Origin of the sequence: Brachybacterium sp. AOP24-D1-21 (assembly GCF_052378665.1) — a bacterium.
In the GTDB taxonomy this organism is placed as follows: Bacteria; Actinomycetota; Actinomycetes; order Actinomycetales; family Dermabacteraceae; genus Brachybacterium.
The window spans coordinates 1,042,708-1,062,001 of record NZ_JBQSXX010000002.1 but is presented as its reverse complement, the minus strand read 5'-3'; the positions used below and the strand labels follow the sequence as shown (position 1 = coordinate 1,062,001).

Sequence of the window (19,294 nt, the reverse complement as noted above, 5' to 3'; positions counted from 1 at the left end):
CGCACCGGTATCGACGTGGGCGGCACGGGGGAGGGCGCCTTGAGCGTCGAGGAGCTCCGCTCCCGCTTCGACGCAGTGGTGCTCGCCACCGGTGCGAGCGTCCCGCGCGAGCTCACCGTCCCCGGCCGCGAGGCCACTGGCATCCACCCGGCGATGGAATACCTCACCCAGGCGAACCGTTTGGTGGAGGGGGACTGGATCGAGGATCCGCTCTCGGCCGAGGGCAAGGACGTCGTGATCATCGGCGGCGGCGATACCGGCGCCGACTGCCTGGGCACCGCCCTGCGGCAGGGGGCCCGCTCGGTGACGACCCTCGCGATCGGCACCCAGCCGCCGTCCGCGCGGGACGAGCGCCAGCCCTGGCCCATCCACCCGGTCCTGTTCGAGGTGTCCACCGCGCACGAGGAGGGCGGCGACCGCTCCTATCTCGCCTCGACCACCGGCTTCGAGGTCGACTCCGAGGGCGCGGTCAGCGGGCTCGAGGTCGCACGCACCCGCTTCGTCGACGGCACCCGCGTGCCCACCCCGGACACCGCGACGGTGCTGCCCGCCACGCTCGTGCTGATCGCCATGGGCTTCACCGGTGCCAGTGAGGAGGGGCTGCTCACCACGCTGGGAGTGGACATCACCTCACGCGGCAACATCGTGCACGATGCCGACTGGGCCACCAGTGTGGACGGGGTGTTCACCGCGGGGGACTGCGCACGCGGTCAGAGCCTCATCGTGTGGGCGATCGCGGAGGGTCGCTCATGCGCCGCAGCGGTGGATGAGCACCTGATGGGGGTCACGTCCCTGCCACAGCCCGTGCGCCCCGGCGAGAAGCCTGTCACAGTATGAAAGACTAGGGTTCGACACGCGATGCTGCGGCCCTTGGGCAGCGCACGCGCGCGGGCCCGCTGACTAGGGTCGCGGCCCTACATACGAACTACAGATGGGTTGACATGCGGAAAGCCAAGATCGTCTGCACACTCGGGCCGGCGACCGATTCCTACGAGCAGGTCCGAACGCTGATCGAAGCGGGGATGAATGTCGCCCGGATGAACTTCAGCCACGGAACGCACGATGATCACGCGAAGGTCTACGCGAACATCCGTCGTGCCGCGGAGGACCTCGGCAAGAACGTCGCCGTGCTGGTCGATCTGCAGGGTCCGAAGATCCGGCTCGGAAAGTTCACCGACGGCCCGCACAAGCTCGAGGTGGGCGACAGCCTCACCATCACCACCGATGACATCGAGGGCACCCGGGAACGGGTTTCGACCACCTTCAAGGGCCTGCCGGGCGACTGCCGCCCCGGCGACGTGCTGCTGATCGACGACGGCAAGGTCTCGGTGCGCGTCACCGAGGTGACCGAGACCGAGGTCGTCACCGTCGTCGAGGTCCCCGGACCGGTGTCTAACAACAAGGGCATCAATCTGCCCGGTGTCGCCGTGTCCGTGCCCGCCATGAGCGAGAAGGACGTGGCGGACCTCCGCTTCGGCCTCCGCCTCGGCGCAGATCTCGTCGCGCTGTCCTTCGTGCGTGACGCGCATGACATGGATGACGTCCTGCGGATCATGCAGGAAGAGGGCCGCCGCGTCCCCGTCATCGCGAAGATCGAGAAGCCGCAGGCGGTCCGGGCGCTGCGCTCGATCGTCGGCGCCTTCGACGGCATCATGGTCGCCCGCGGCGACCTGGGTGTCGAGATGCCGCTGGAGCAGGTCCCGCTGGTGCAGAAGCGCGCCATCGAGCTGGCCCGCCGCAACGCGAAGCCCGTGATCGTCGCCACCCAGGTGCTCGAGTCGATGATCGAGAGCCCGCGTCCCACGCGTGCAGAGGCATCGGACTGCGCGAACGCGATCCTCGACGGTGCCGATGCGGTCATGCTCTCGGGCGAGACCAGCGTGGGCAAGTACCCCTTCGAGGCCGTGCGCACCATGGCACGCATCATCACCAACACGGAGGAGAACGGCGCAGACCGCATCCTCCCGCTGGGCACCATTCCGCACACCCGCGGCGGTGCGATCACCCGCGCGGCCGCCGAGATCGGCGATCAGCTCTCCGCGCAGTACCTGGTGACCTTCACCGAGTCCGGAGACACCGCCCGCCGGCTCTCTCGCCTGCGGCCCACCATCCCCCTGCTGGCGCTGACCCCGTACCCCGAGGTCGCCCGCCAGCTGTCCCTGACCTGGGGCATCGAGTCGCACCTGGTGCCGATGCAGAACGACACCGACGCAATGGTCGGCAAGGTCGACGATCTGCTCCGCGAGCAGAAGGGCCTCCAGAAGAACGACCTGGTCATCGTCGCCGCCGGTTCGCCCCCCGGCGTCCACGGCTCGACCAACACCCTGCGCGTGCACCGCATCGGTGACCTCGACGGCACCGAGTCGGCTCGCATCGAGGCGAGCAACATCGCCGCCGGCCCGCAGGGCTGATCCAGCAGGGCTGAGCGACGTTCTGTGAGCTCGCGAGCGGTAGGAGCGCAGCGAGTCAGGAGGGCTGAGCGAGACCCTCATCACGACAATGGCGCCCGCGGCTGCAAAGCCGTCGGGCGCCATTGTGATGTTGGAACTGGTGCCGGGTGCGGGACTCGAACCCGCACGCCCTCACGGACAGCGCATTTTGAGTGCGCCGCGTCTACCATTCCGCCAACCCGGCTGGCCCCCCACGAGGGAGTGCTGGATTAGGATACCGCTGATGACCACCGGCCTCGAACGCGCGGGTGCACGCCACCTGTACGCCAGGCCCACACCGAGACACAGGGCGACATGACTGACGATATGACTTCACTTCCCGACGACGCCCAGGACGAGACTCTGCCCGGTGACGGTGCGCCGCGTCGCACTGCCGTGGTGGCTGAGGACGAGAGCCTCATCCGCATGGACATCGTCGAGACCCTCACCGAGGCCGGATTCGAGGTGCTGGTAGCCGTGGGTGACGGCGAGAGCGCCGTGGCGAAGGCCCGCGAGCTGCGCCCCGATGTGGTGGTGATGGATGTCAAGATGCCGCAGATGGACGGCGTCACCGCGGCCGAGCGGATCGGCGAGGAGAACCTGGCGCCGGTCGTCATGCTCACCGCCTTCTCGCAGACCGAGCTGGTCGAGCGCGCACGGGACGCCGGCGCGATGGCGTACGTCGTCAAGCCCTTCACCCCCGCTGATCTGCTCCCGGCGATCGAGATCGCGATCTCGCGCTTCCAGCAGATCACGCAGCTGGAGTCCGAGATCGCCGACCTCGGGGAGCGCTTCGAGACCCGCAAGCGCGTGGACCGCGCCAAGGGCCTGCTGCAGACCAACATGGGACTGTCCGAGCCGGAGGCGTTCCGCTGGATCCAGAAGACCTCGATGGATCGTCGCCTGACGATGCGCGAGGTGGCGGATGCCGTGATCGATCAGCTGGGCGGTCAGAGCAAGGACTGAGGTCACCAGGGCCGGGGTGGGCCGGGACGAGAAGGGGAGCAGCGGGGCTATGGCGATCTCACGACGTACGCTGGTGCGCGGGCTCGGAGCGGGGATGCTCGGTGCCGGCGCGCTGACGGCCTGCGGCGAAGGCGGGATGCGTCGAGGCCGCCGCCGTGCGACCACGCCCCCGCCTACCGCTGAAGCCCTCTCGGAGCCCGAGACGCCTCTGGTGATCGGCCAGATCGGTGCGAACTACGGCCGGATGGCGAAGTTCGAGGAAGCGATCGCGGTGTCGATCACCATGGCCAGGATCGACGTGAACGCGCGATGGGACGGGCTGTTCGGGTACGAGGTCGAGCTCTCCGACCGGTATGTGATGCAGGAGCCGGGGGAGGATCTCACCCCGGTCATCCAGGGCATGGCCGATTCTGGTGTGACCTGTGTGATCACCTCGATCGATGAGGAGTCGCTGATCGCGGCGATGCCGGCCCTGGTCGAGGCGGGGATTGCGGTGATCGATGTGTTCACCTCCGGACGCGATCTGCGCCAGCCCGAGGTGCAGACGGCGAACCTGCTGGTGCGGCTCTCTCCCTCGGACCTCACGATGGCGCTGCAGTATGCGGATATCGCGCTGGGCAGCACGGCGGAGAAGGCCGGGCCGCAGGGGACGATCGCCTATCTCTCGGAGGACACCCTGCAGGGCCGGAGCCTGCTCTACGAGCTCGAGCAGGAACTCGTCCCACGCAACGGGAGCGTGGTCTCCCAGCAGTTCTACGAGGTCGGGAACTTCGGTGACATCGCGGCCCGGGTGAAGGCGGTGATGGACGCTCCGCCTGATCTGCTGATCTTCAACGGCGGTGCAGAGGCGGCGCCCTTCCTGTCGGCGCTCTACTCGGCGACCCTAGATCCCGGCCAGCGCCCCAAGGTCGAGTTCCCCAAGCGCCTCGCGCCGGCGGCGACGGTCGACTTCTCGCGGGAGCAGGTGGCGGAGGACCTCGTGCCCGAATGCCTCACCTCGGCGACCAGCTATGAACCCGGCGCAGAGATCACGAAGGAGCACCAGAATATGATGCTCAACCTCAATGCCGACTTCCTGCGCACCGGATACGCCTATTCGCAGCAGGGATACGACGCGTTCACGATGGCCTGCCTGGCAGCTCAGCATGCGCTCTCGGTCGAGGGGACCGCGCTCGCGGGGGCGATCCCGGCGATCTTGACCGGCTCGGAGGCCTGCACCGACTACGGCATGTGCCGGCAGGTGATGAGGACGGGCCTGGAGGCGGAGGAGACTGCGACGGTCGCGTACTCCGGGAGGATGGGGAAGTTCGAGCTGGGGCCTGAGTTCGACGCCCGGCTCGGAGAGCTCCGTGAGTACACTTGGTCAGAGGCCAATGTGCTGGAGCCCGGCACAGCGAAGAACTTCGAGGCGCCCGAGTAGGACGGGCGGGAGCGTGACGCGTCGCATGCCGGCCGGTCAGATCGGTGGGAGGCGTCAGCGTGGTGCGAGCAGCTGGGTGGAGACGGTGATCGTGCTCAGCAGCGTGCCCTGCTCGTCGTGCACCTCCACCAGATAGCTGGCCACCTGGCGCCCGAGGTGGAGGGCCCGGCAGGTTCCCATCACGTTGCCCTGCTTCGCCGAGCGATGGTGCAGAGCGGAGACGGAGGTCCCCACCGCCTGCGCCCCCTCGCCGTGGACCTCACGGGCCCGCAGGATCGCCGAGAAGGACGCGATGGTCTCCGCCAGTGCGATCGTCGCACCGCCGTGCAGCAGCCCGGCCGGCTGCAGGTTGCCCGTCACCGGCATGCTGATCGTCCCGCCCGAGGCATCCAGCGTCAGCAGCTCCATCCCGCACCGCTCCACCAGCGTGCCGCGCAGGAGCGGGGCGAAGTGCGCCCGCAGCTCTGGGCTGAGTGGTGGCGCGGCGGTGTGATCAGGGCGGTTGCTGTCGGTCATGGAAAGAGCGTGCCACAGCCCGGCGGGGGAGCGGGTGTCGGCACGACATGGGAGACTGCTCCCCATGAATGCGAGTGACACCGACGACCAGCGCATCCTCCTCATCGACGGGCATGCCATGGCGTTCCGCGCCTTCTTCGCCCTGCCGGCGGAGGGCTTCAGCGACGGCCGAGGCCAGGCCACCAATGCCGTGTACGGGTTCACCCGCATGATCATCAACGTGGTCGCCTCCGAGCGGCCGACGCACCTGGCGGTGGCGTTCGATCTGCCCGGCGGCACTTTCCGCGACCGCATCTATGACCAGTACAAGGGCGGTCGGGACGAGACCCCCGCCGCCTTCCATGGTCAGATCGCTCTGATCCAGCAGGTCCTGGACGCATTGGGAGTGCGCTGGCTCACCTACGAGGACTATGAGGCGGACGACATCATCGCCACCCTCGCCACGCGCGCCGAGGCGGCGGGCGACGAAGCCCTGATCGTCACGAGCGACCGCGATGCGATCCAGCTGGTCGGCGAGAAGGTCACGCTGCTCCAGCCGATCAAGGGCGTCACCGAGATGCGTCGGATGACCCCGGCGGGCGTGGTGGAGAGGTACGGCATTCCCCCGGAGCGCTACCCGGATCTCGCGGCGCTGGTGGGGGAGGCGGCGGACAATCTCCCCGGCGTCCCGGGCGTCGGCCCGAAGACCGCCGCGAAGTGGATCCTCCAGTACGGCGACCTGCCCGGGGTGATCGCCCATGCCGGTGAGATCAAGGGCAAGGCCGGCCAGTCTCTGCGCGACCATCTGGAGGCTGTCGAGCGGAACCGCTTGATGAACGCCGCCTTCACCACCCTGGATCTGCCCGAGGACCCCGCGTACTACGCCCTCGGAGGCGGGGACCGCGCCCGCGTGCTCGAGGTGTTCGACGACCTCGCCTTCGGTGACACCATCCGCCGTGACCTGCCCGCCTCGCTGCTCGGAGAGTCGGTCTCGGTCGCAGCGGCAGAGGAGGAGCAGCAGGTCTCGGAGGTCCTCATGATCGAGGACGTCGCGGGGCTGCAGGAGCTGCTGGACACCGGCGGCGACATCCTCGCCCTCGATGTGGTCGAAGACGTCCGCGGCGGCGCGTTGCTGGGCCTGGCCACACCGGATGCGCGCGGCGCTGTGCAGCTGGAGCGGTTGGACTCGGAGGCCTCCTCCCTGCTCGCCTCCGCCCTTGATCGCGCCACGGAGATCCTGGTCGCCGACGCTCCTGCGGTCCGCTCGTGGCTGGGTGAGCGCGGCTACCGTCCCCAGGCACAGCTGCACGATCTCTCCCTGGCATCCTTCGTGCTGCGTCCCGGCGCCCGCACCTATGACGCGGAAGCGCTCGGCACCGAGTTCGCAGGCGTGAGCTTCGAGCCGCGTCCGCGCAAGCCCGCCCCCTCGACTCTCGCCAAGGAGGCCCCGGAGGTCCGCGCCGAGCACGTCGCCCGCGCGGCGGCCCGCCTCGCGGGAGCCGCTGCCGCGCTCCACCCGGCGGCTGAGGTGCTCGGGGAGAACCTGGCGCAGGAACCCTGGGCGCTGCGCATCCTCGATGAGCTCGAGCGCCCCCTGCAGGCGGTGCTGGAGACCATGCATGAGCGTGGGATCGCTCTCGACGGCCCGGCGGTGGCCACCTTGCGCCAGGAGTTCGAGGGCTTCGTCGCCCAGGCCAAGCGCGAAGCCGGCGAGATCGTGGGGGAGGAGGTCAACCTCGCCTCTCCCAAGCAGCTGCAGGTGGTGCTGTTCGAGACGCTCTCCCTGCCCACCACGCGGAAGATCTCCTCGGGTCACTCGACCGATGCTGAATCTCTGACCGATCTCTCCGAGACCCTGGATCCGGACTCCGCAGGGCATCGCTTCCTCTCCTGGCTGCTGCGCTTCCGCGAGATGAGCAAGCTGACCGGCTACCTGGTGGGCCTGGACAAGGCGGTGGACAGCAGCTCCCGGGTGCACACCACCTTCCAGCAGACCGCCGCGGCGACCGGGCGTCTCGCCTCCACCGAGCCGAATCTGCAGAACATCCCGGTGCGCACCTCCGAAGGGCAGCGGATCCGCGACGTCTTCGTCGCCGGGGACGGCTTCGAGACCCTGCTGACCGCGGACTATTCACAGATCGAGATGCGCATCATGGCGCACCTCTCCGAGGACGAGGGCCTGATCGAGGCGTTCAACTCCGGGGAGGACCTGCACAACTTCGTCGCCTCACGGGTGTTCGGGGTGAGTCCCGATGCGGTGGATCCGGCGATGCGCTCGAAGACGAAGGCGGTCAGCTACGGCTTGGCCTACGGGCTCTCCGCCTTCGGCCTGTCCCGCCAGCTGCGGGTCTCCCGCGCAGAGGCGACGGCTCTGCGCGACGGATACTTCGAACGGTTCGGCGGTGTGCGCGATTACCTCCAGCAGAGTGTCGAGACGGCTCGGACCACCGGCTACACCGAGACCATCCTCGGACGCCGCCGCTATCTCCCCGACCTCACCTCGGACAATCGCCAGCGTCGCGAGAACGCCGAGCGCGTGGCCCTGAACTCGCCGATCCAGGGCAGCGCCGCAGACATCATCAAGCTCGCCATGCTCGCCGTCGAGCGCCGGATGCGTGAGGCCGAGCTCTCCTCCCGGATGCTGCTCCAGGTCCATGACGAGCTGGTGGTCGAGGTCGCTCCCGGCGAGCTCGACAGGGTCCGGGAGATCGTCGAGGACGGCATGGACTCGGCGTATGAGCTGTCGGTGCCGCTCGAGGTCGGGATCGGCATCGGCCGCACCTGGCGCGAGGCAGCACACTGAGGAATCAGGACCTGACCGGCAACTGCGAAAGCAGCGGCGAGAGGCGCGGCGGGAGAAGCGGGGAGAGGAGCAGGACGGAACTCACATCCGCCACTCGCGTTCCGGACCGTCCTGCCCTCGCGGTTCATCGTCCGGGCTGTTAGGCTTTCGAAGGTCTGTGGCCGAGCCGTCACCGTCGTGTTCACCACGTCGAGCACGGCACGGGCACCGACAGGTCCTCTCCGGAGGGCTTGCACGTCCATCGACCCTACTCATTTCCTGTCCCGACGGAGTCCTTACCTACATGACCGACACCACGACCCCCCAGATCGCCATCAACGACATCGGCGGCGCCGACGAACTCATGGCAGCCATCGATGCGACCATCAAGTACTTCAACGATGGCGACATCGTCGAAGGCACTGTGGTGAAGGTCGATCACGACGAGGTCCTCCTGGACATCGGCTACAAGACCGAGGGCGTCATCCCCTCGCGCGAGCTGTCCATCAAGCACGACGTCGACCCCGGTGAGGTCGTCGAGGTCGGAGACGAGATCGAGGCCCTGGTTCTCCAGAAGGAGGACAAGGAAGGCCGTCTGATCCTGTCCAAGAAGCGCGCCCAGTACGAGCGCGCCTGGGGCACGATCGAGCAGATCAAGGAAGACGAGGGCGTCGTCACCGGCCGCGTCATCGAGGTCGTCAAGGGCGGCCTCATCGTCGACATCGGCCTGCGCGGCTTCCTCCCCGCCTCCCTCGTCGAGATGCGTCGCGTCCGCGACCTGCAGCCCTACGTCGGCCAGGAGATCGAGGCGAAGATCATCGAGCTCGACAAGAACCGCAACAACGTGGTCCTGTCACGCCGTGCCTACCTCGAGGAGACCCAGTCCGCGGTCCGCTCGGACTTCCTCCAGACCCTCCAGAAGGGCCAGGTCCGCGAGGGCGCTGTGTCCTCCATCGTCAACTTCGGCGCCTTCGTCGATCTCGGTGGCGTCGACGGCCTGGTGCACGTCTCCGAGCTGTCCTGGAAGCACATCGACCACCCCTCCGAGGTTGTCGAGGTCGGCCAGAAGGTCTCCGTCGAGGTGCTCGACGTGGACATGGACCGCGAGCGCGTCTCCCTGTCGCTGAAGGCGACCCAGGAGGACCCGTGGCAGCTCTTCGCCCGCACCCACGCCATCGGCGAGGTCGTCCCGGGCAAGGTCACCAAGCTGGTTCCCTTCGGTGCGTTCGTGCGCGTCGAGGACGGCATCGAGGGCCTCGTGCACATCTCCGAGCTGGCTCAGCGCCACGTGGATCTGCCCGAGCAGGTCGTCACCGTCGACCAGGACGTTTTCGTCAAGGTCATCGACATCGACCTCGAGCGTCGCCGCATCTCGCTGTCGCTCAAGCAGGCGAACGAGGGCGTCGACCCCGAGGGCGACGACTCGACCTTCGATCCGGCGCTCTACGGCATGGCTGCGGAGTACGACGCCAACGGCGAGTACAAGTACCCCGAGGGCTTCGACCCGGAGACCAACGAGTGGCTCGAGGGCTACGACGCCCAGCGCGAGGTGTGGGAAGGCCAGTACGCGGCCGCCTACGAGCGCTGGACCGCTCACAAGGCGCAGGTCGTCGAGGCAATCAAGGCTGACGAGGAGTCCGCGAACGCTCCGGCGGCCGCCTCCACCTCGTCCTCCTCCTCCTCCACGGAGTCCGCGGCCCCCGCGTCGCAGTCCTCCTACCAGTCGAGCTCCTCGGACGAGGGCACCCTCGCCTCCGACGAGGCCCTGGCCGCCCTGCGCGCCAAGCTCACCGGCAACTGATCCGTTGCTGATCGGCTGATCAGCGATCGACATCGACGACGGGCGTCACCTTCGGGTGGCGCCCGTCGTCGCGTCTCGGGCCACGTCGCGCCCGGTGGCGGTGGTACGGCAGACTGGTGCCATGACCACCGCGCTCGATGACCACCCGATCCACTCCTGGCTCACCGACATGGACGGCGTGCTCGTCCACGAGGATGCCGCACTGCCCGGGGCAGCTGACTTCATCGCTGCGCTGCAGCAGTACGGCCGCCCGTTCCTGGTGCTGACCAACAACTCGATCTTCACCCCGCGGGATCTGCGGGCGCGGCTCTCTCGCAGCGGCATCGACATCCCTGAAGCCGCGATCTGGACCAGCGCCCTGGCCACCGCTCGCTTCCTCGCGGAGCAGCAGCCGGGCGCGGCCGCCTATGTGATCGGCGAAGCGGGCCTGACCAGCGCCATGCACGAGGAGGGGTTCATCCTCGCCGACTCCGATGTCGACTTCGTGGTGCTGGGGGAGACCCGCACCTACTCCTTCGAGGCGATCACCCGCGCGATCCGCCTGATCGCGCGAGGGGCGAAGTTCATCGCCACCAATCCGGACGTCACCGGACCCAGCGCTGAGGGGCCGCTGCCGGCCACCGGCTCGGTCGCGGCGATGATCACCGCCGCCACCGGGATCCAGCCGTACTACGTCGGCAAGCCCAACCCGCTGATGATGCGCACCGCTCTGAACCGGATCGGCGCCCATTCGGAGACCTCGATCATGATCGGGGACCGGATGGACACGGATGTGAAGTCCGGTCTCGAGGCCGGGATGCGCTCGTTGCTGGTGCTCTCGGGATCGACGCAGGCGGACGAGATCATCCGGTATCCGTACCGGCCCACTGCGGTGCTCGACGGCATCGCGGACGTGGTTCCACTGGTCGGAAGGCTCACCCCGATGGAGTCCGTGGAGCTGGGCGAGGACTGAACGCACCGCACCGGCACGGACGGGATGGGCCAGGGCCGATGTGAGCAGAGAGCGGCCGGGGCCGGTGCGTCGCGGGTCATTCCTCGCCTGCGCTCCCACCGCACGGACATGGACCCTTCGTGCCAGCGCGTCATGACAGAATGAACGCCATGTTGCGCTGGTTCACCGCCGGGGAATCCCACGGCCCCTCCCTGATCTCCCTGCTCGACGGCGTCCCCGCCGGTATCGAGCTGACCAGTGACGACCTGAAGGACGCGCTCGCGCGTCGTCGGCTCGGACACGGCCGTGGCAGCCGCCAGAAGTTCGAACAGGATGTGCTCACCATCCACGGCGGGCTGCGTCACGGACTGACCCTCGGCTCCCCGCTCGCGATCGAGGTCGCGAACTCGGAGTGGCCGAAGTGGGAGAAGGTCATGAGCGCCGACCCGGTGGCCCGTGAGGACCTCCTGGTCGATGCCGGCACCGGGGACGAGCGCGAGATCGCGCGCAACCGTCCGCTCTCGCGGCCGCGCCCCGGGCACGCCGATCTCTCCGGGATGCTGAAGTACGGCTTCGATGAGGCCCGCCCGATCCTCGAACGTGCCAGCGCACGCGAGACCGCTGCCCGAGTGGTGGCGGGTCGCGTCGCCGCCGCGCTGCTCGAACAGGCTGCCGGGATCCGGCTGGTGTCCCACACCCTGCAGGTGGGGAGCGTGCGAGTCCCCGATGAGGCGCCGCTGCCCACTCCGGACGATCTCGCTGCTCTGGACGCCGATCCGCTGCGCTGCTTCGATCGCGGTTCGTCCGCGGCGATGATCGCGGAGGTCGACGCGGCCAAGGCCGACGGTGACACCCTCGGCGGCGTGGTCGAGGTGCTGGCCTACGGAGTGCCCGTCGGCCTCGGCTCCCACACGCAGTGGGATCGCCGCCTCGACGGCCGGCTGGCCCAGGCGATGATGTCCATCCAGGCGATGAAGGGCGTGGAGATCGGTGACGGGTTCGCCACCGCCGGTCGGCGCGGCTCCGAGGCGCATGACGAGATCCTCGCCACCGGCGATTCCGACTCCGGCGCATCGAGGACGTTCCCCCGCGTGACCAACCGCGCCGGCGGTCTCGAGGGTGGCATGAGCAACGGCCAGGTGATCCGCGTGCGCGGCGCTCTGAAGCCGATCTCCACCGTTCCCCGTGCACTGCGCACGGTCGACGTCTCCACCGGCGAGCAGACCACCGCGAACCATCAGCGCTCCGACACCTGCGCGGTGGCGCCCGCCGCAGTGATCGCCGAGGCGATGGTGGCGCTCGCCCTGGCGGACGCGCTGCTCGAGAAGACCGGTGGTGACTCCGTCGCCGAGATCCGCGCCCACCTGGAGGGGACGAACGCTCTGCAGTCGGCACTGACTGACCGCCGACCGGGCCCCGCCTCGTGACGGGCCCGCTCGTCATCCTCATCGGTCCGATGGCAGCGGGCAAGACCAGCGTGGGTCGCGCTCTCGCCTCCCGGCTGGGTGTCGACTTCGCCGATCTGGACGCGCTGATCGTCGAGGCCGCGGGCCGCAGCATCCCCACACTCTTCGCGGAGGAGGGCGAGCCCGCCTTCCGCGAGCTCGAGTCCCGGACCCTCGCCCGCGCGCTCACCGAATGCGACGGGGTGCTCTCCCTGGGCGGCGGCGCCCCCGTGCATCCGGCCTCTGCTGAGCTGCTGCGGGGCCGGCCGGTCGTGCTGCTCGAGGTCGAGGAGCACATCGCGGCCCGGCGCCTCTCCTACGGCGCGGGCCGACCGATGCTCGCGGGCAAAGACCCCATGGTGCGCTGGCGAGAGCTCGCTGAGGAGCGCGGCGGCAACTATCGCGATGTGGCGGCGCACCGCATCGATTCCGGTCACGGCAGCCCTGCGCGCGTGGCCCGCACGATCTTCCGCACCCTGCAGCTTCCCCTGCCGACCGACCCTGAGAAGGAGACCGCATGAGCACCACCGTCATCCCGGTGACCACCCCGACCGGCGGCTATGACGTGCACGTCGGCCGCGGCCTGCTGGCCGAGCTGCCCGCTGTGCTGCCCGAGCGTGCGCGCAGGGTCGTGATCATCCACCAGCCGAGCCTGCGCGAGGTGGCGGAGCAGGTCCGATCGATCGTCGCCGAGACCGGACGAAAGGCCTTCGCCGCCGAGGTTCCCGATGCTGAGGAGGCCAAGACGGCGCAGGTCGCCGGGTTCCTCTGGGGCGTGTGCGGACAGGCGGAGATCGGCCGGGGAGACCTGGTGATCGGCCTGGGCGGAGGCGCCGCCACCGATCTGGCGGGCTTCGTCGCCGCGACCTGGCTGCGGGGCATCGACGTGCTCCAGGTCCCCACCACGGTGTCCGCGATGGTGGATGCCGCCGTGGGAGGCAAGACCGGCATCAACACCTCCGAGGGCAAGAACCTGGTCGGTGCCTTCCACCCGCCGATCGCAGTGCTCGCCGACCTCGATGTGCTCGCCGCTCTCGCAGCCAACGACGTCGCGGCCGGCCTCGCGGAGACGGTGAAGGCCGGATTCATCGCGGACGAGCGGATCCTGGAGATCGTCGAGGCAGATCCGGCGGCGGTCCTCGATGTGTCCAGCGATGCGTTCCGCGAGGTGATCGAGCGTGCCATCCGGGTCAAGGCGCGAGTCGTCTCCGCGGATCTGCGGGAGTCCGGTGAACGCGAGATCCTCAACTACGGGCATACGCTCGCCCATGCGATCGAGCGCAATGAGCGCTACCTGTGGCGCCATGGAGCCGCGGTGAGCGTGGGGATGATGTTCGTGGCCGAGCTCTCCCACCTCGCCGGGAAGCTGTCCGAAGCCGATGTGGATCGTCACCGCACGATCCTCACCTCGCTGGGGTTGCCCACCACCTATCGCGACCGCCAGTGGCCGAAGCTCGAGGACGCCATGAAGCGGGACAAGAAGACCCGTGCCGGGCTGCTGCGCTTCGTGGTGCTCGACCGGATCGGGGTGGTCTCCCGGATCGAGGGACCCGACCCGGCCCTGCTGCTGTCCGCCTACGCCGCCATCACCGAGGAGTGAGGACCGAGATGAACCACGAGACCACGCCCGAGAGTGAGAGCTCCAGCCCCGACAGCGTCACCGCGCCGGGGACCGACGTGCGTCGCCGCACCGCCACGGTGCGCGGCATCGAGCTGGGCCGCGCACGGCCGGAGATCATCGTGCCCCTGGTCGAGCCCGACGAGGAGACGCTGCTGGAACAGGCCGCGGCTGCCGTGGGCACCCGGGCCCGGATCGTGGAATGGCGCCTGGACCGCTTCCGGCCGGACCTCGAGGACGTCTCGGACCATCGCGATGCGGTGCTGGCCGCTCTGCCCCGCCTGCGGGGACAGCTGGGGCCGGACAAGGCGCTGCTGGTCACCTTCCGCACCGCAGCTGAGGGCGGAGCCAGGGCACTTTCGGACCGTGACCTGGGAATCCTGCTCGAGAGCCTGATCGGCGGCCGCCGCGCGGGCACCCAGGCCGCGGTCGACCTGGTGGACATCGAGACCTCACGCGATCCGGGGACCGTCTCCCGGGTGATCTCCGCCGCGCACCGTCACGGCACCGTGGTCGTCGGCTCGTTCCACGACATGGACTCGACCCCGTCGGAGGAGACGCTGGTGGAGATCCTGCGCTCCCAGCGCCGGCTCGGGGCCGACGTCCCGAAGATCGCCGTCACCCCGCGCAGCCCGCGGGACGTCCTCACTCTGCTCTCGGCGAGCCTCACCGTTGCCGAGGACCTCTCGGGCCCGCACATCGCGATCAGCATGGGACCGCTGGGTGCGAGCAGCCGCGTCGCGGCCGAGACCTTCGGCAGCGCCGCGACGTTCGCGACCGTCGGCGCCGGCTCGGCCCCCGGGCAGCTCGCCGCGGAGGATGTCTCCCGGATGCTCGAGCTGCTGCGTCCCTGAGCAGAGCTCCTCAGAGTCGTTCCGGGCCCTCGGGGCCGTCGTCGTCGCGTGCGCGGCGCTCGTGCTCGGTCGTCCCCGGCAGCTCCTCGACGTCGGCGTGGGGGAAGATGCGGTCCTCGTAGCCGCCGGCGTCGAGGTCGTCCGCGAAGGAGTCCTCGGCCAGATCATCGGTGCCTGCATCGACCACCGGGATCGTCCCGGTCTCGTGCGCGACACGCTCCCGCTCGCTCTTGCGCGTTCGACGCACCAGCTGCTTGAGCTGGGACGCGGACATCGTCACCTGCCATTCGCTGTGGCCGGGCAGCGTCCAGCGGCGCCAGGCGGCGACCCCGGCGAGCAGGGACCCGATCGTCACCGCCACCAGCACCGTCCCCGAGGGCAGGCCGAGCGCGAAGACGCCCCAGGTCAGCACCGCGGTGACCAGGGCTCCAGTGGCATACAGCGGACCGCCGCCGAAGATCGCCGGGATCCGTCCCACCAGCACGTCGCGGATCACCCCGCCGCCCACGGCGCTCGTGACGCCCAGCAGGATCGCGGGCAGCACGTCCAGACCGTAGGCGAGCGACTTCGCGGTGCCGGTCGCCGCCCACAGCCCCATCGCGGCGATGTCCAGCACCGTCACTGTGCGCCGCCACCAGGGTCCGTCGGTGGAGATGAAGAAGGAGAAGCCCGCGCCTGCCAGGGCGCAGGTCAGATACCAGGGGCCCGAGAAGGCGGCCGGGACGCCGAGATCGAGGATCAGGTCGCGCACGATGCCGCCGCCGAGCCCGGCGGCAATTCCGATGATCGCGAAGCCCACCGCATCGAAGTTCAGCCGGGAGGCCAGCGCCCCGGCGGCAACGCCCATCACGAAGACCCCCACCAGATCCAGGATGCGCAGGAAGTCGTTGGTCACGAGCAGCTCGAGAGGGTCCACAGGTTCGACGGTAGTACGCGCCGGGCAGGAGCGGCGGACCGTACGATCTGGTCATGACCACGCTCACCACCCCGCTGCGCCTGGGGCTCACCGGCGGCATCGGCTCCGGCAAGTCGACTGTCGCCGCGATCTGGGGCGAGGCCGGCCACCGGGTGATCGACCTCGATGCCCACTCCCGCGCCGTGCTGGACGTGCCCGGCGACGGCGTGGAGGAGGCGATCGCCCGTTTCGGCGAGGAGCTCCGCACCGAGAGCGGCACGATCGACCGGGCGGCGATGGCGCGCCTGGTGTTCGCCGACGCCGCCGCCCGGGTAGATCTCGAGCACATCGTGCTATCCCGGGTCGATGAGGCGGTGGCCCGGGAGGAGCAGGAGGCGGCCCGGGCGGGGGAGCGGCTCGTCATCCACGACAGCCCTCTTCTGCTCGAGATGCACCACGACGCGGACTACCGCTCGGTCGTCGTGGTGCTCGCCCGGCGCGAGGACCGCATCTCCCGGGTGATGCGTGACCGCGGGAAGGATCGCGCCTATGTCGAGGCGATCATGACCGCGCAGGTCACCGACCTCGAACGGATCCGTCGCGCCGATCGTCTGGTGCTGAACACCGCGGAGCGGGAGACCCTCTCGGTCCGCGCCCTGCACGCCCTGCAGACGGTCCTCGCCGAGCTCGAGGATTCCGCCCTGCGCTGACGCCGCCGGGCGGGCATGTCGTCCGTCGGCCCTGAGTCGTAGGCTCGGGGGATGCGTCCCGTCACCGATCTGGTCCGCTCCGAGCATCCCTTCGAAGTCGTCTCCGAGTACACGCCCTCGGGTGATCAGCCGACCGCGATCGCCGACCTCACCCGCCGCATCAACGATGGCGAGCAGGATGTGGTGCTGCTGGGCGCGACCGGCACCGGCAAGTCCGCGACCACGGCCTGGCTGATCGAGCAGGTGCAGCGGCCCACCCTGATCATGGCGCACAACAAGACCCTCGCCGCCCAGCTCGCGAGCGAGTTCCGTGAGCTGCTCCCGCACAACGCGGTGGAGTACTTCGTCTCGTACTACGACTACTACCAGCCCGAGGCGTACGTCCCCCAGTCGGACACCTACATCGAGAAGGACTCCTCGATCAACGCCGAGGTGGAGCGGCTGCGCCACAGCGCCACCAACTCCCTGCTCACCCGGCGCGACGTGGTCGTGGTCTCCTCCGTCTCCTGCATCTACGGCCTGGGCACCCCGCAGGAGTATGTGGACCGGATGGTGCAGCTGAAGGTCGGTCAGGAGCTGGACCGGGACGAGCTGCTGACCCGCTTCGTGGACATGCAGTACGACCGCAACGACATCGCCTTCGAGCGCGGGACCTTCCGGGTGCGCGGCGACACCGTGGAGATCATTCCGATGTACGAGGAGCTCGCGATCCGCATCGAGTTCTTCGGGGACGAGATCGACGCGATCTATACCCTGCATCCGATGACGGGAGAGGTGATCCGCCAGGAGGACCACATCCACATCTTCCCCGCCTCCCACTACGTCGCCGGACCTGAACGGCTCTCCCGTGCGATCGGCACCATCGAGATCGAGCTCGCCGAACGGCTCGAGGAGCTCGAGCATCAGAACAAGCTGCTCGAGGCGCAGCGGCTGCGCATGCGCACCACCCACGACCTCGAGATGCTGCGCCAGATGGGCTCCACCAACGGGGTGGAGAACTACTCCCGCCACCTCGACGGCCGTGCGCCCGGCACGGCCCCGAACACCCTCATGGACTACTTCCCCGAGGACTTCCTGCTGGTGATCGACGAGTCCCATGTGACCGTCCCGCAGATCGGCGCGATGTACGAGGGGGACCGCTCCCGCAAGCGCACCCTGGTCGACTTCGGCTTCCGCCTGCCCTCGGCGCTCGATAACCGGCCGCTCACCTTCTCCGAGTTCACCAAGCGCACCGGTCAGACGGTCTACCTCTCCGCCACTCCCGCCGCCTATGAGCTCGGGAAGTCCGACGGCGTGGTCGAGCAGATCATCCGGCCGACGGGCCTGGTCGACCCGGAGGTGATCGTCAAGCCCGTCAAGGGCCAGATCGACGACCTGCGCGAGGAGATCGAGAAGCGGGTCCAGCGCGATGAGCGGGTGCTGGTCACCACGCTCACCAAGCGCATGGCGGAGGATCTCACCGACTTCTTGCTGGAGAACGGCGTGCGGGTGCAGTACCTGCACTCGGACGTCGACACCCTGCGCCGGATCGAGCTGCTGCGCTCCCTGCGGCTGGGGGAGTACGACGTGCTGGTGGGCATCAACCTGCTGCGCGAGGGCCTGGACCTGCCCGAGGTGTCGCTGGTCGCGATCCTCGACGCGGACAAGGAGGGCTTCCTGCGCTCCCGCACCTCACTCATCCAGACGATCGGCCGCGCCGCCCGCAACGTCTCCGGCCAGGTGCATATGTACGCGGACCGGATCACCGACTCGATGGAGTCCGCGATCGAAGAGACCAACCGGCGCCGCGAGAAGCAGGTCGCCTACAACCTCGAGCACGGCATCGACCCCACCCCGCTGCGCAAGCGCATCGCGGATGTCACGGACATGCTCGCCCGCGAGGACATCGACACCGACACCCTGATGTCCACCGACTACCGCTCCGGCAAGGAGCGAGTGGCCCGGGATCGCGCCCGGGCCAACGCCGTCGACGCGGTCAAGGGACGCAGCGTGGACCTCGGCGATGATCCGGTGGGCGCGCTGACCGGCATGATCGATGAGATGACCGCCCAGATGCACCAGGCGGCGGAGAACCTCCAGTTCGAGGTCGCGGGCCGGCTGCGGGATGAGGTGCAGGAGCTCAAGAAGGAGCTGCGGGCGGTGCAGCGCTCCTGAGAGACGCGGTGCGTGCCATACCGGAGAGATCCTTCCGAAACGGTGGCTGATGGGTGCCGCTATCCCACACTGAGCGTCCTATCGGAAGGATGCTTCCGAAGTGCGCAGAGGAGGGGCTCTCGTCTGGTTGCGGCACGGCAGATCTCACCAGATCCGAAGTGTGCTTCTGATGTACAGCCGAGGTGCCTCGAGCGACCCCGCAGTCAACGCTCGCGACGTTCGGGCTCACGCTCCCATGACTCGACAAGTCCTGGAATGACCTCGAACAGCGGATGCACCTCGGGCTGATGGAGCTGACGTTCCTGCTCCCACAACACAGGGCTTCGGCGCTCGAGCTTCGCGAGCAGATGCGTCCACTCGAGCGCGAGCTGGCCGTCCGTCACCGGAATAGGAGCTGGTTGCACGCCCGCTCCCGGCGGGAGATCGATGCGCGTGAGATCGAAGCGGTAGCCCCGCTCGGTCGCTTCCTGCGCGACGGCTGCGAGATAGGCGCCGACGGCGGCGACCGGCTCGGAATGCGCCCGGAACCGCTCCAGCTGCGGGTGCGCGCGGTAGCCCCGTGTCCGTCCAGCGAGCACCGCTTGGGCCAGCAACGATTCCCGCCAGCAGCCGGTGAGGCCCTGGCGATCGAGGTGGCGGGGGTGCAGTGACCACAGACGCATGCACCCATCGTCTCGCATGGATGGTGCGCCTGCGCCTGACCCGTCGAAGGTCATCCACCGCGCCGACGATCGTCGGCGGCGGAAGGCGGTGTCCGCCGGTAGCGTCGTGACCACGTCGACGGCGCGAGTCGA

The 19,294-nt window shown here is 69.0% G+C and carries 16 protein-coding genes and 1 tRNA gene; 13 read left to right on the top strand and 4 right to left on the bottom strand.

All coding sequences use genetic code 11. The features are described 5' to 3' along the window. Positions 1 to 837 (top strand): FAD-dependent oxidoreductase (locus tag ACT3UF_RS19570; protein ID WP_444608466.1); only part of this gene is annotated, 837 nt, incomplete at its 5' end. A gap of 104 nt (positions 838 to 941) precedes the next feature. Then, positions 942 to 2,411 (top strand): pyruvate kinase, encoded by a 1,470-nt coding sequence (gene pyk, locus ACT3UF_RS19565; RefSeq protein ID WP_441444070.1) that lies wholly within the window; start codon positions 942 to 944, stop codon positions 2,409 to 2,411. Between the two features lie 137 nt (positions 2,412 to 2,548). Here the strand turns inward: pyk and ACT3UF_RS19560 are convergent. Beyond that, positions 2,549 to 2,634: transfer RNA gene (locus ACT3UF_RS19560), tRNA-Leu, on the bottom strand. A 110-nt stretch (positions 2,635 to 2,744) separates the two neighbouring features. Here ACT3UF_RS19560 and ACT3UF_RS19555 point away from each other — a divergent pair. Together ACT3UF_RS19555 and ACT3UF_RS19550 are read left to right on the top strand one after the other, a co-directional pair. Beyond that, a complete protein-coding gene (locus ACT3UF_RS19555) occupies positions 2,745 to 3,395 on the top strand; it encodes an ANTAR domain-containing response regulator (RefSeq protein ID WP_444502138.1) in 651 nt (216 codons plus the stop codon). 49 nt (positions 3,396 to 3,444) lie between these two features. Next, positions 3,445 to 4,815, top strand: a complete 1,371-nt coding sequence (locus tag ACT3UF_RS19550; protein ID WP_444592113.1) for an ABC transporter substrate-binding protein — start codon at positions 3,445 to 3,447, stop codon at positions 4,813 to 4,815. A gap of 54 nt (positions 4,816 to 4,869) precedes the next feature. Here the strand turns inward: ACT3UF_RS19550 and ACT3UF_RS19545 are convergent, their stop codons facing one another. Continuing rightward, positions 4,870 to 5,331 carry a hotdog fold thioesterase gene (locus ACT3UF_RS19545; protein WP_441444067.1) on the bottom strand — a complete coding sequence of 154 codons (462 nt, stop codon included), beginning with the start codon at positions 5,329 to 5,331 and terminating at the stop codon, positions 4,870 to 4,872. Positions 5,332 to 5,395: 64 nt separating this feature from the next. Between ACT3UF_RS19545 and polA the strand changes: the two genes are divergently transcribed. From polA to aroD, 7 genes are all read left to right on the top strand, one after another. Further along, on the top strand, positions 5,396 to 8,113 hold the full coding sequence (polA, locus tag ACT3UF_RS19540) for a DNA polymerase I (RefSeq protein ID WP_441444066.1): 2,718 nt from the start codon (positions 5,396 to 5,398) through the stop codon (positions 8,111 to 8,113). A gap of 283 nt (positions 8,114 to 8,396) precedes the next feature. Then, positions 8,397 to 9,893 (top strand): 30S ribosomal protein S1, encoded by a 1,497-nt coding sequence (gene rpsA, locus ACT3UF_RS19535; protein WP_441444065.1) that lies wholly within the window; start codon positions 8,397 to 8,399, stop codon positions 9,891 to 9,893. Between the two features lie 121 nt (positions 9,894 to 10,014). Then, positions 10,015 to 10,845 carry an HAD-IIA family hydrolase gene (locus ACT3UF_RS19530; protein WP_441444064.1) on the top strand — a complete coding sequence of 277 codons (831 nt, stop codon included), beginning with the start codon at positions 10,015 to 10,017 and terminating at the stop codon, positions 10,843 to 10,845. Between the two features lie 149 nt (positions 10,846 to 10,994). Next, positions 10,995 to 12,251, top strand: a complete 1,257-nt coding sequence (gene aroC, locus ACT3UF_RS19525) for a chorismate synthase (RefSeq protein ID WP_441444063.1) — start codon at positions 10,995 to 10,997, stop codon at positions 12,249 to 12,251. Between the two features lie 29 nt (positions 12,252 to 12,280). Then, positions 12,281 to 12,790, top strand: a complete 510-nt coding sequence (locus ACT3UF_RS19520) for a shikimate kinase (protein WP_444608465.1) — start codon at positions 12,281 to 12,283, stop codon at positions 12,788 to 12,790. Next, the gene (aroB, locus tag ACT3UF_RS19515) at positions 12,787 to 13,869 is read left to right on the top strand and encodes a 3-dehydroquinate synthase (RefSeq protein WP_441444061.1); all 1,083 of its coding nucleotides are present in this window, start codon (positions 12,787 to 12,789) and stop codon (positions 13,867 to 13,869) included. The genes ACT3UF_RS19520 and aroB overlap by 4 nt, the downstream gene beginning before the upstream one ends. Before the next feature lie 8 nt (positions 13,870 to 13,877). Continuing rightward, positions 13,878 to 14,741 carry a type I 3-dehydroquinate dehydratase gene (gene aroD, locus ACT3UF_RS19510; RefSeq protein ID WP_441444060.1) on the top strand — a complete coding sequence of 288 codons (864 nt, stop codon included), beginning with the start codon at positions 13,878 to 13,880 and terminating at the stop codon, positions 14,739 to 14,741. 10 nt (positions 14,742 to 14,751) lie between these two features. Here aroD and ACT3UF_RS19505 read toward each other — a convergent pair whose 3' ends face one another. Then, entirely contained in the window at positions 14,752 to 15,657 is a 906-nt protein-coding gene (locus ACT3UF_RS19505) for a trimeric intracellular cation channel family protein (protein ID WP_442331799.1), read from the bottom strand. 53 nt (positions 15,658 to 15,710) lie between these two features. On the opposite strand from ACT3UF_RS19505, the gene coaE reads away from it, so the two are divergent. Together coaE and uvrB are read left to right on the top strand one after the other, a co-directional pair. Beyond that, positions 15,711 to 16,346: a dephospho-CoA kinase gene (gene coaE, locus ACT3UF_RS19500; RefSeq protein WP_442331800.1), complete on the top strand. Its 636-nt coding sequence runs from the start codon at positions 15,711 to 15,713 to the stop codon at positions 16,344 to 16,346. A gap of 51 nt (positions 16,347 to 16,397) precedes the next feature. After that, the gene (gene uvrB / locus ACT3UF_RS19495; RefSeq protein ID WP_441444057.1) at positions 16,398 to 18,500 is read left to right on the top strand and encodes an excinuclease ABC subunit UvrB; all 2,103 of its coding nucleotides are present in this window, start codon (positions 16,398 to 16,400) and stop codon (positions 18,498 to 18,500) included. 203 nt (positions 18,501 to 18,703) lie between these two features. Here uvrB and ACT3UF_RS19490 read toward each other — a convergent pair whose 3' ends face one another. Continuing rightward, positions 18,704 to 19,162 (bottom strand): pyrimidine dimer DNA glycosylase/endonuclease V, encoded by a 459-nt coding sequence (locus ACT3UF_RS19490; protein ID WP_441444116.1) that lies wholly within the window; start codon positions 19,160 to 19,162, stop codon positions 18,704 to 18,706. Positions 19,163 to 19,294 lie beyond the last annotated feature (132 nt).

What these genes read in the sequence shown, in the direction of transcription:
- pyk (WP_441444070.1), top strand. Translation starts at nt 942, where the DNA reads ATGCGGAAAGCCAAGATCGTCTGCACACTCGGGCCGGCGACCGATTCC.
- ACT3UF_RS19555 (WP_444502138.1), top strand. Translation starts at nt 2,745, where the DNA reads ATGACTGACGATATGACTTCACTTCCCGACGACGCCCAGGACGAGACT.
- ACT3UF_RS19550 (WP_444592113.1), top strand. Translation starts at nt 3,445, where the DNA reads ATGGCGATCTCACGACGTACGCTGGTGCGCGGGCTCGGAGCGGGGATG.
- ACT3UF_RS19545 (WP_441444067.1), bottom strand. Translation starts at nt 5,331, where the DNA reads ATGACCGACAGCAACCGCCCTGATCACACCGCCGCGCCACCACTCAGC.
- polA (WP_441444066.1), top strand. Translation starts at nt 5,396, where the DNA reads ATGAATGCGAGTGACACCGACGACCAGCGCATCCTCCTCATCGACGGG.
- rpsA (WP_441444065.1), top strand. Translation starts at nt 8,397, where the DNA reads ATGACCGACACCACGACCCCCCAGATCGCCATCAACGACATCGGCGGC.
- ACT3UF_RS19530 (WP_441444064.1), top strand. Translation starts at nt 10,015, where the DNA reads ATGACCACCGCGCTCGATGACCACCCGATCCACTCCTGGCTCACCGAC.
- aroC (WP_441444063.1), top strand. Translation starts at nt 10,995, where the DNA reads ATGTTGCGCTGGTTCACCGCCGGGGAATCCCACGGCCCCTCCCTGATC.
- ACT3UF_RS19520 (WP_444608465.1), top strand. Translation starts at nt 12,281, where the DNA reads ATGGCAGCGGGCAAGACCAGCGTGGGTCGCGCTCTCGCCTCCCGGCTG.
- aroB (WP_441444061.1), top strand. Translation starts at nt 12,787, where the DNA reads ATGAGCACCACCGTCATCCCGGTGACCACCCCGACCGGCGGCTATGAC.
- aroD (WP_441444060.1), top strand. Translation starts at nt 13,878, where the DNA reads ATGAACCACGAGACCACGCCCGAGAGTGAGAGCTCCAGCCCCGACAGC.
- coaE (WP_442331800.1), top strand. Translation starts at nt 15,711, where the DNA reads ATGACCACGCTCACCACCCCGCTGCGCCTGGGGCTCACCGGCGGCATC.
- uvrB (WP_441444057.1), top strand. Translation starts at nt 16,398, where the DNA reads ATGCGTCCCGTCACCGATCTGGTCCGCTCCGAGCATCCCTTCGAAGTC.
- ACT3UF_RS19490 (WP_441444116.1), bottom strand. Translation starts at nt 19,162, where the DNA reads ATGCGTCTGTGGTCACTGCACCCCCGCCACCTCGATCGCCAGGGCCTC.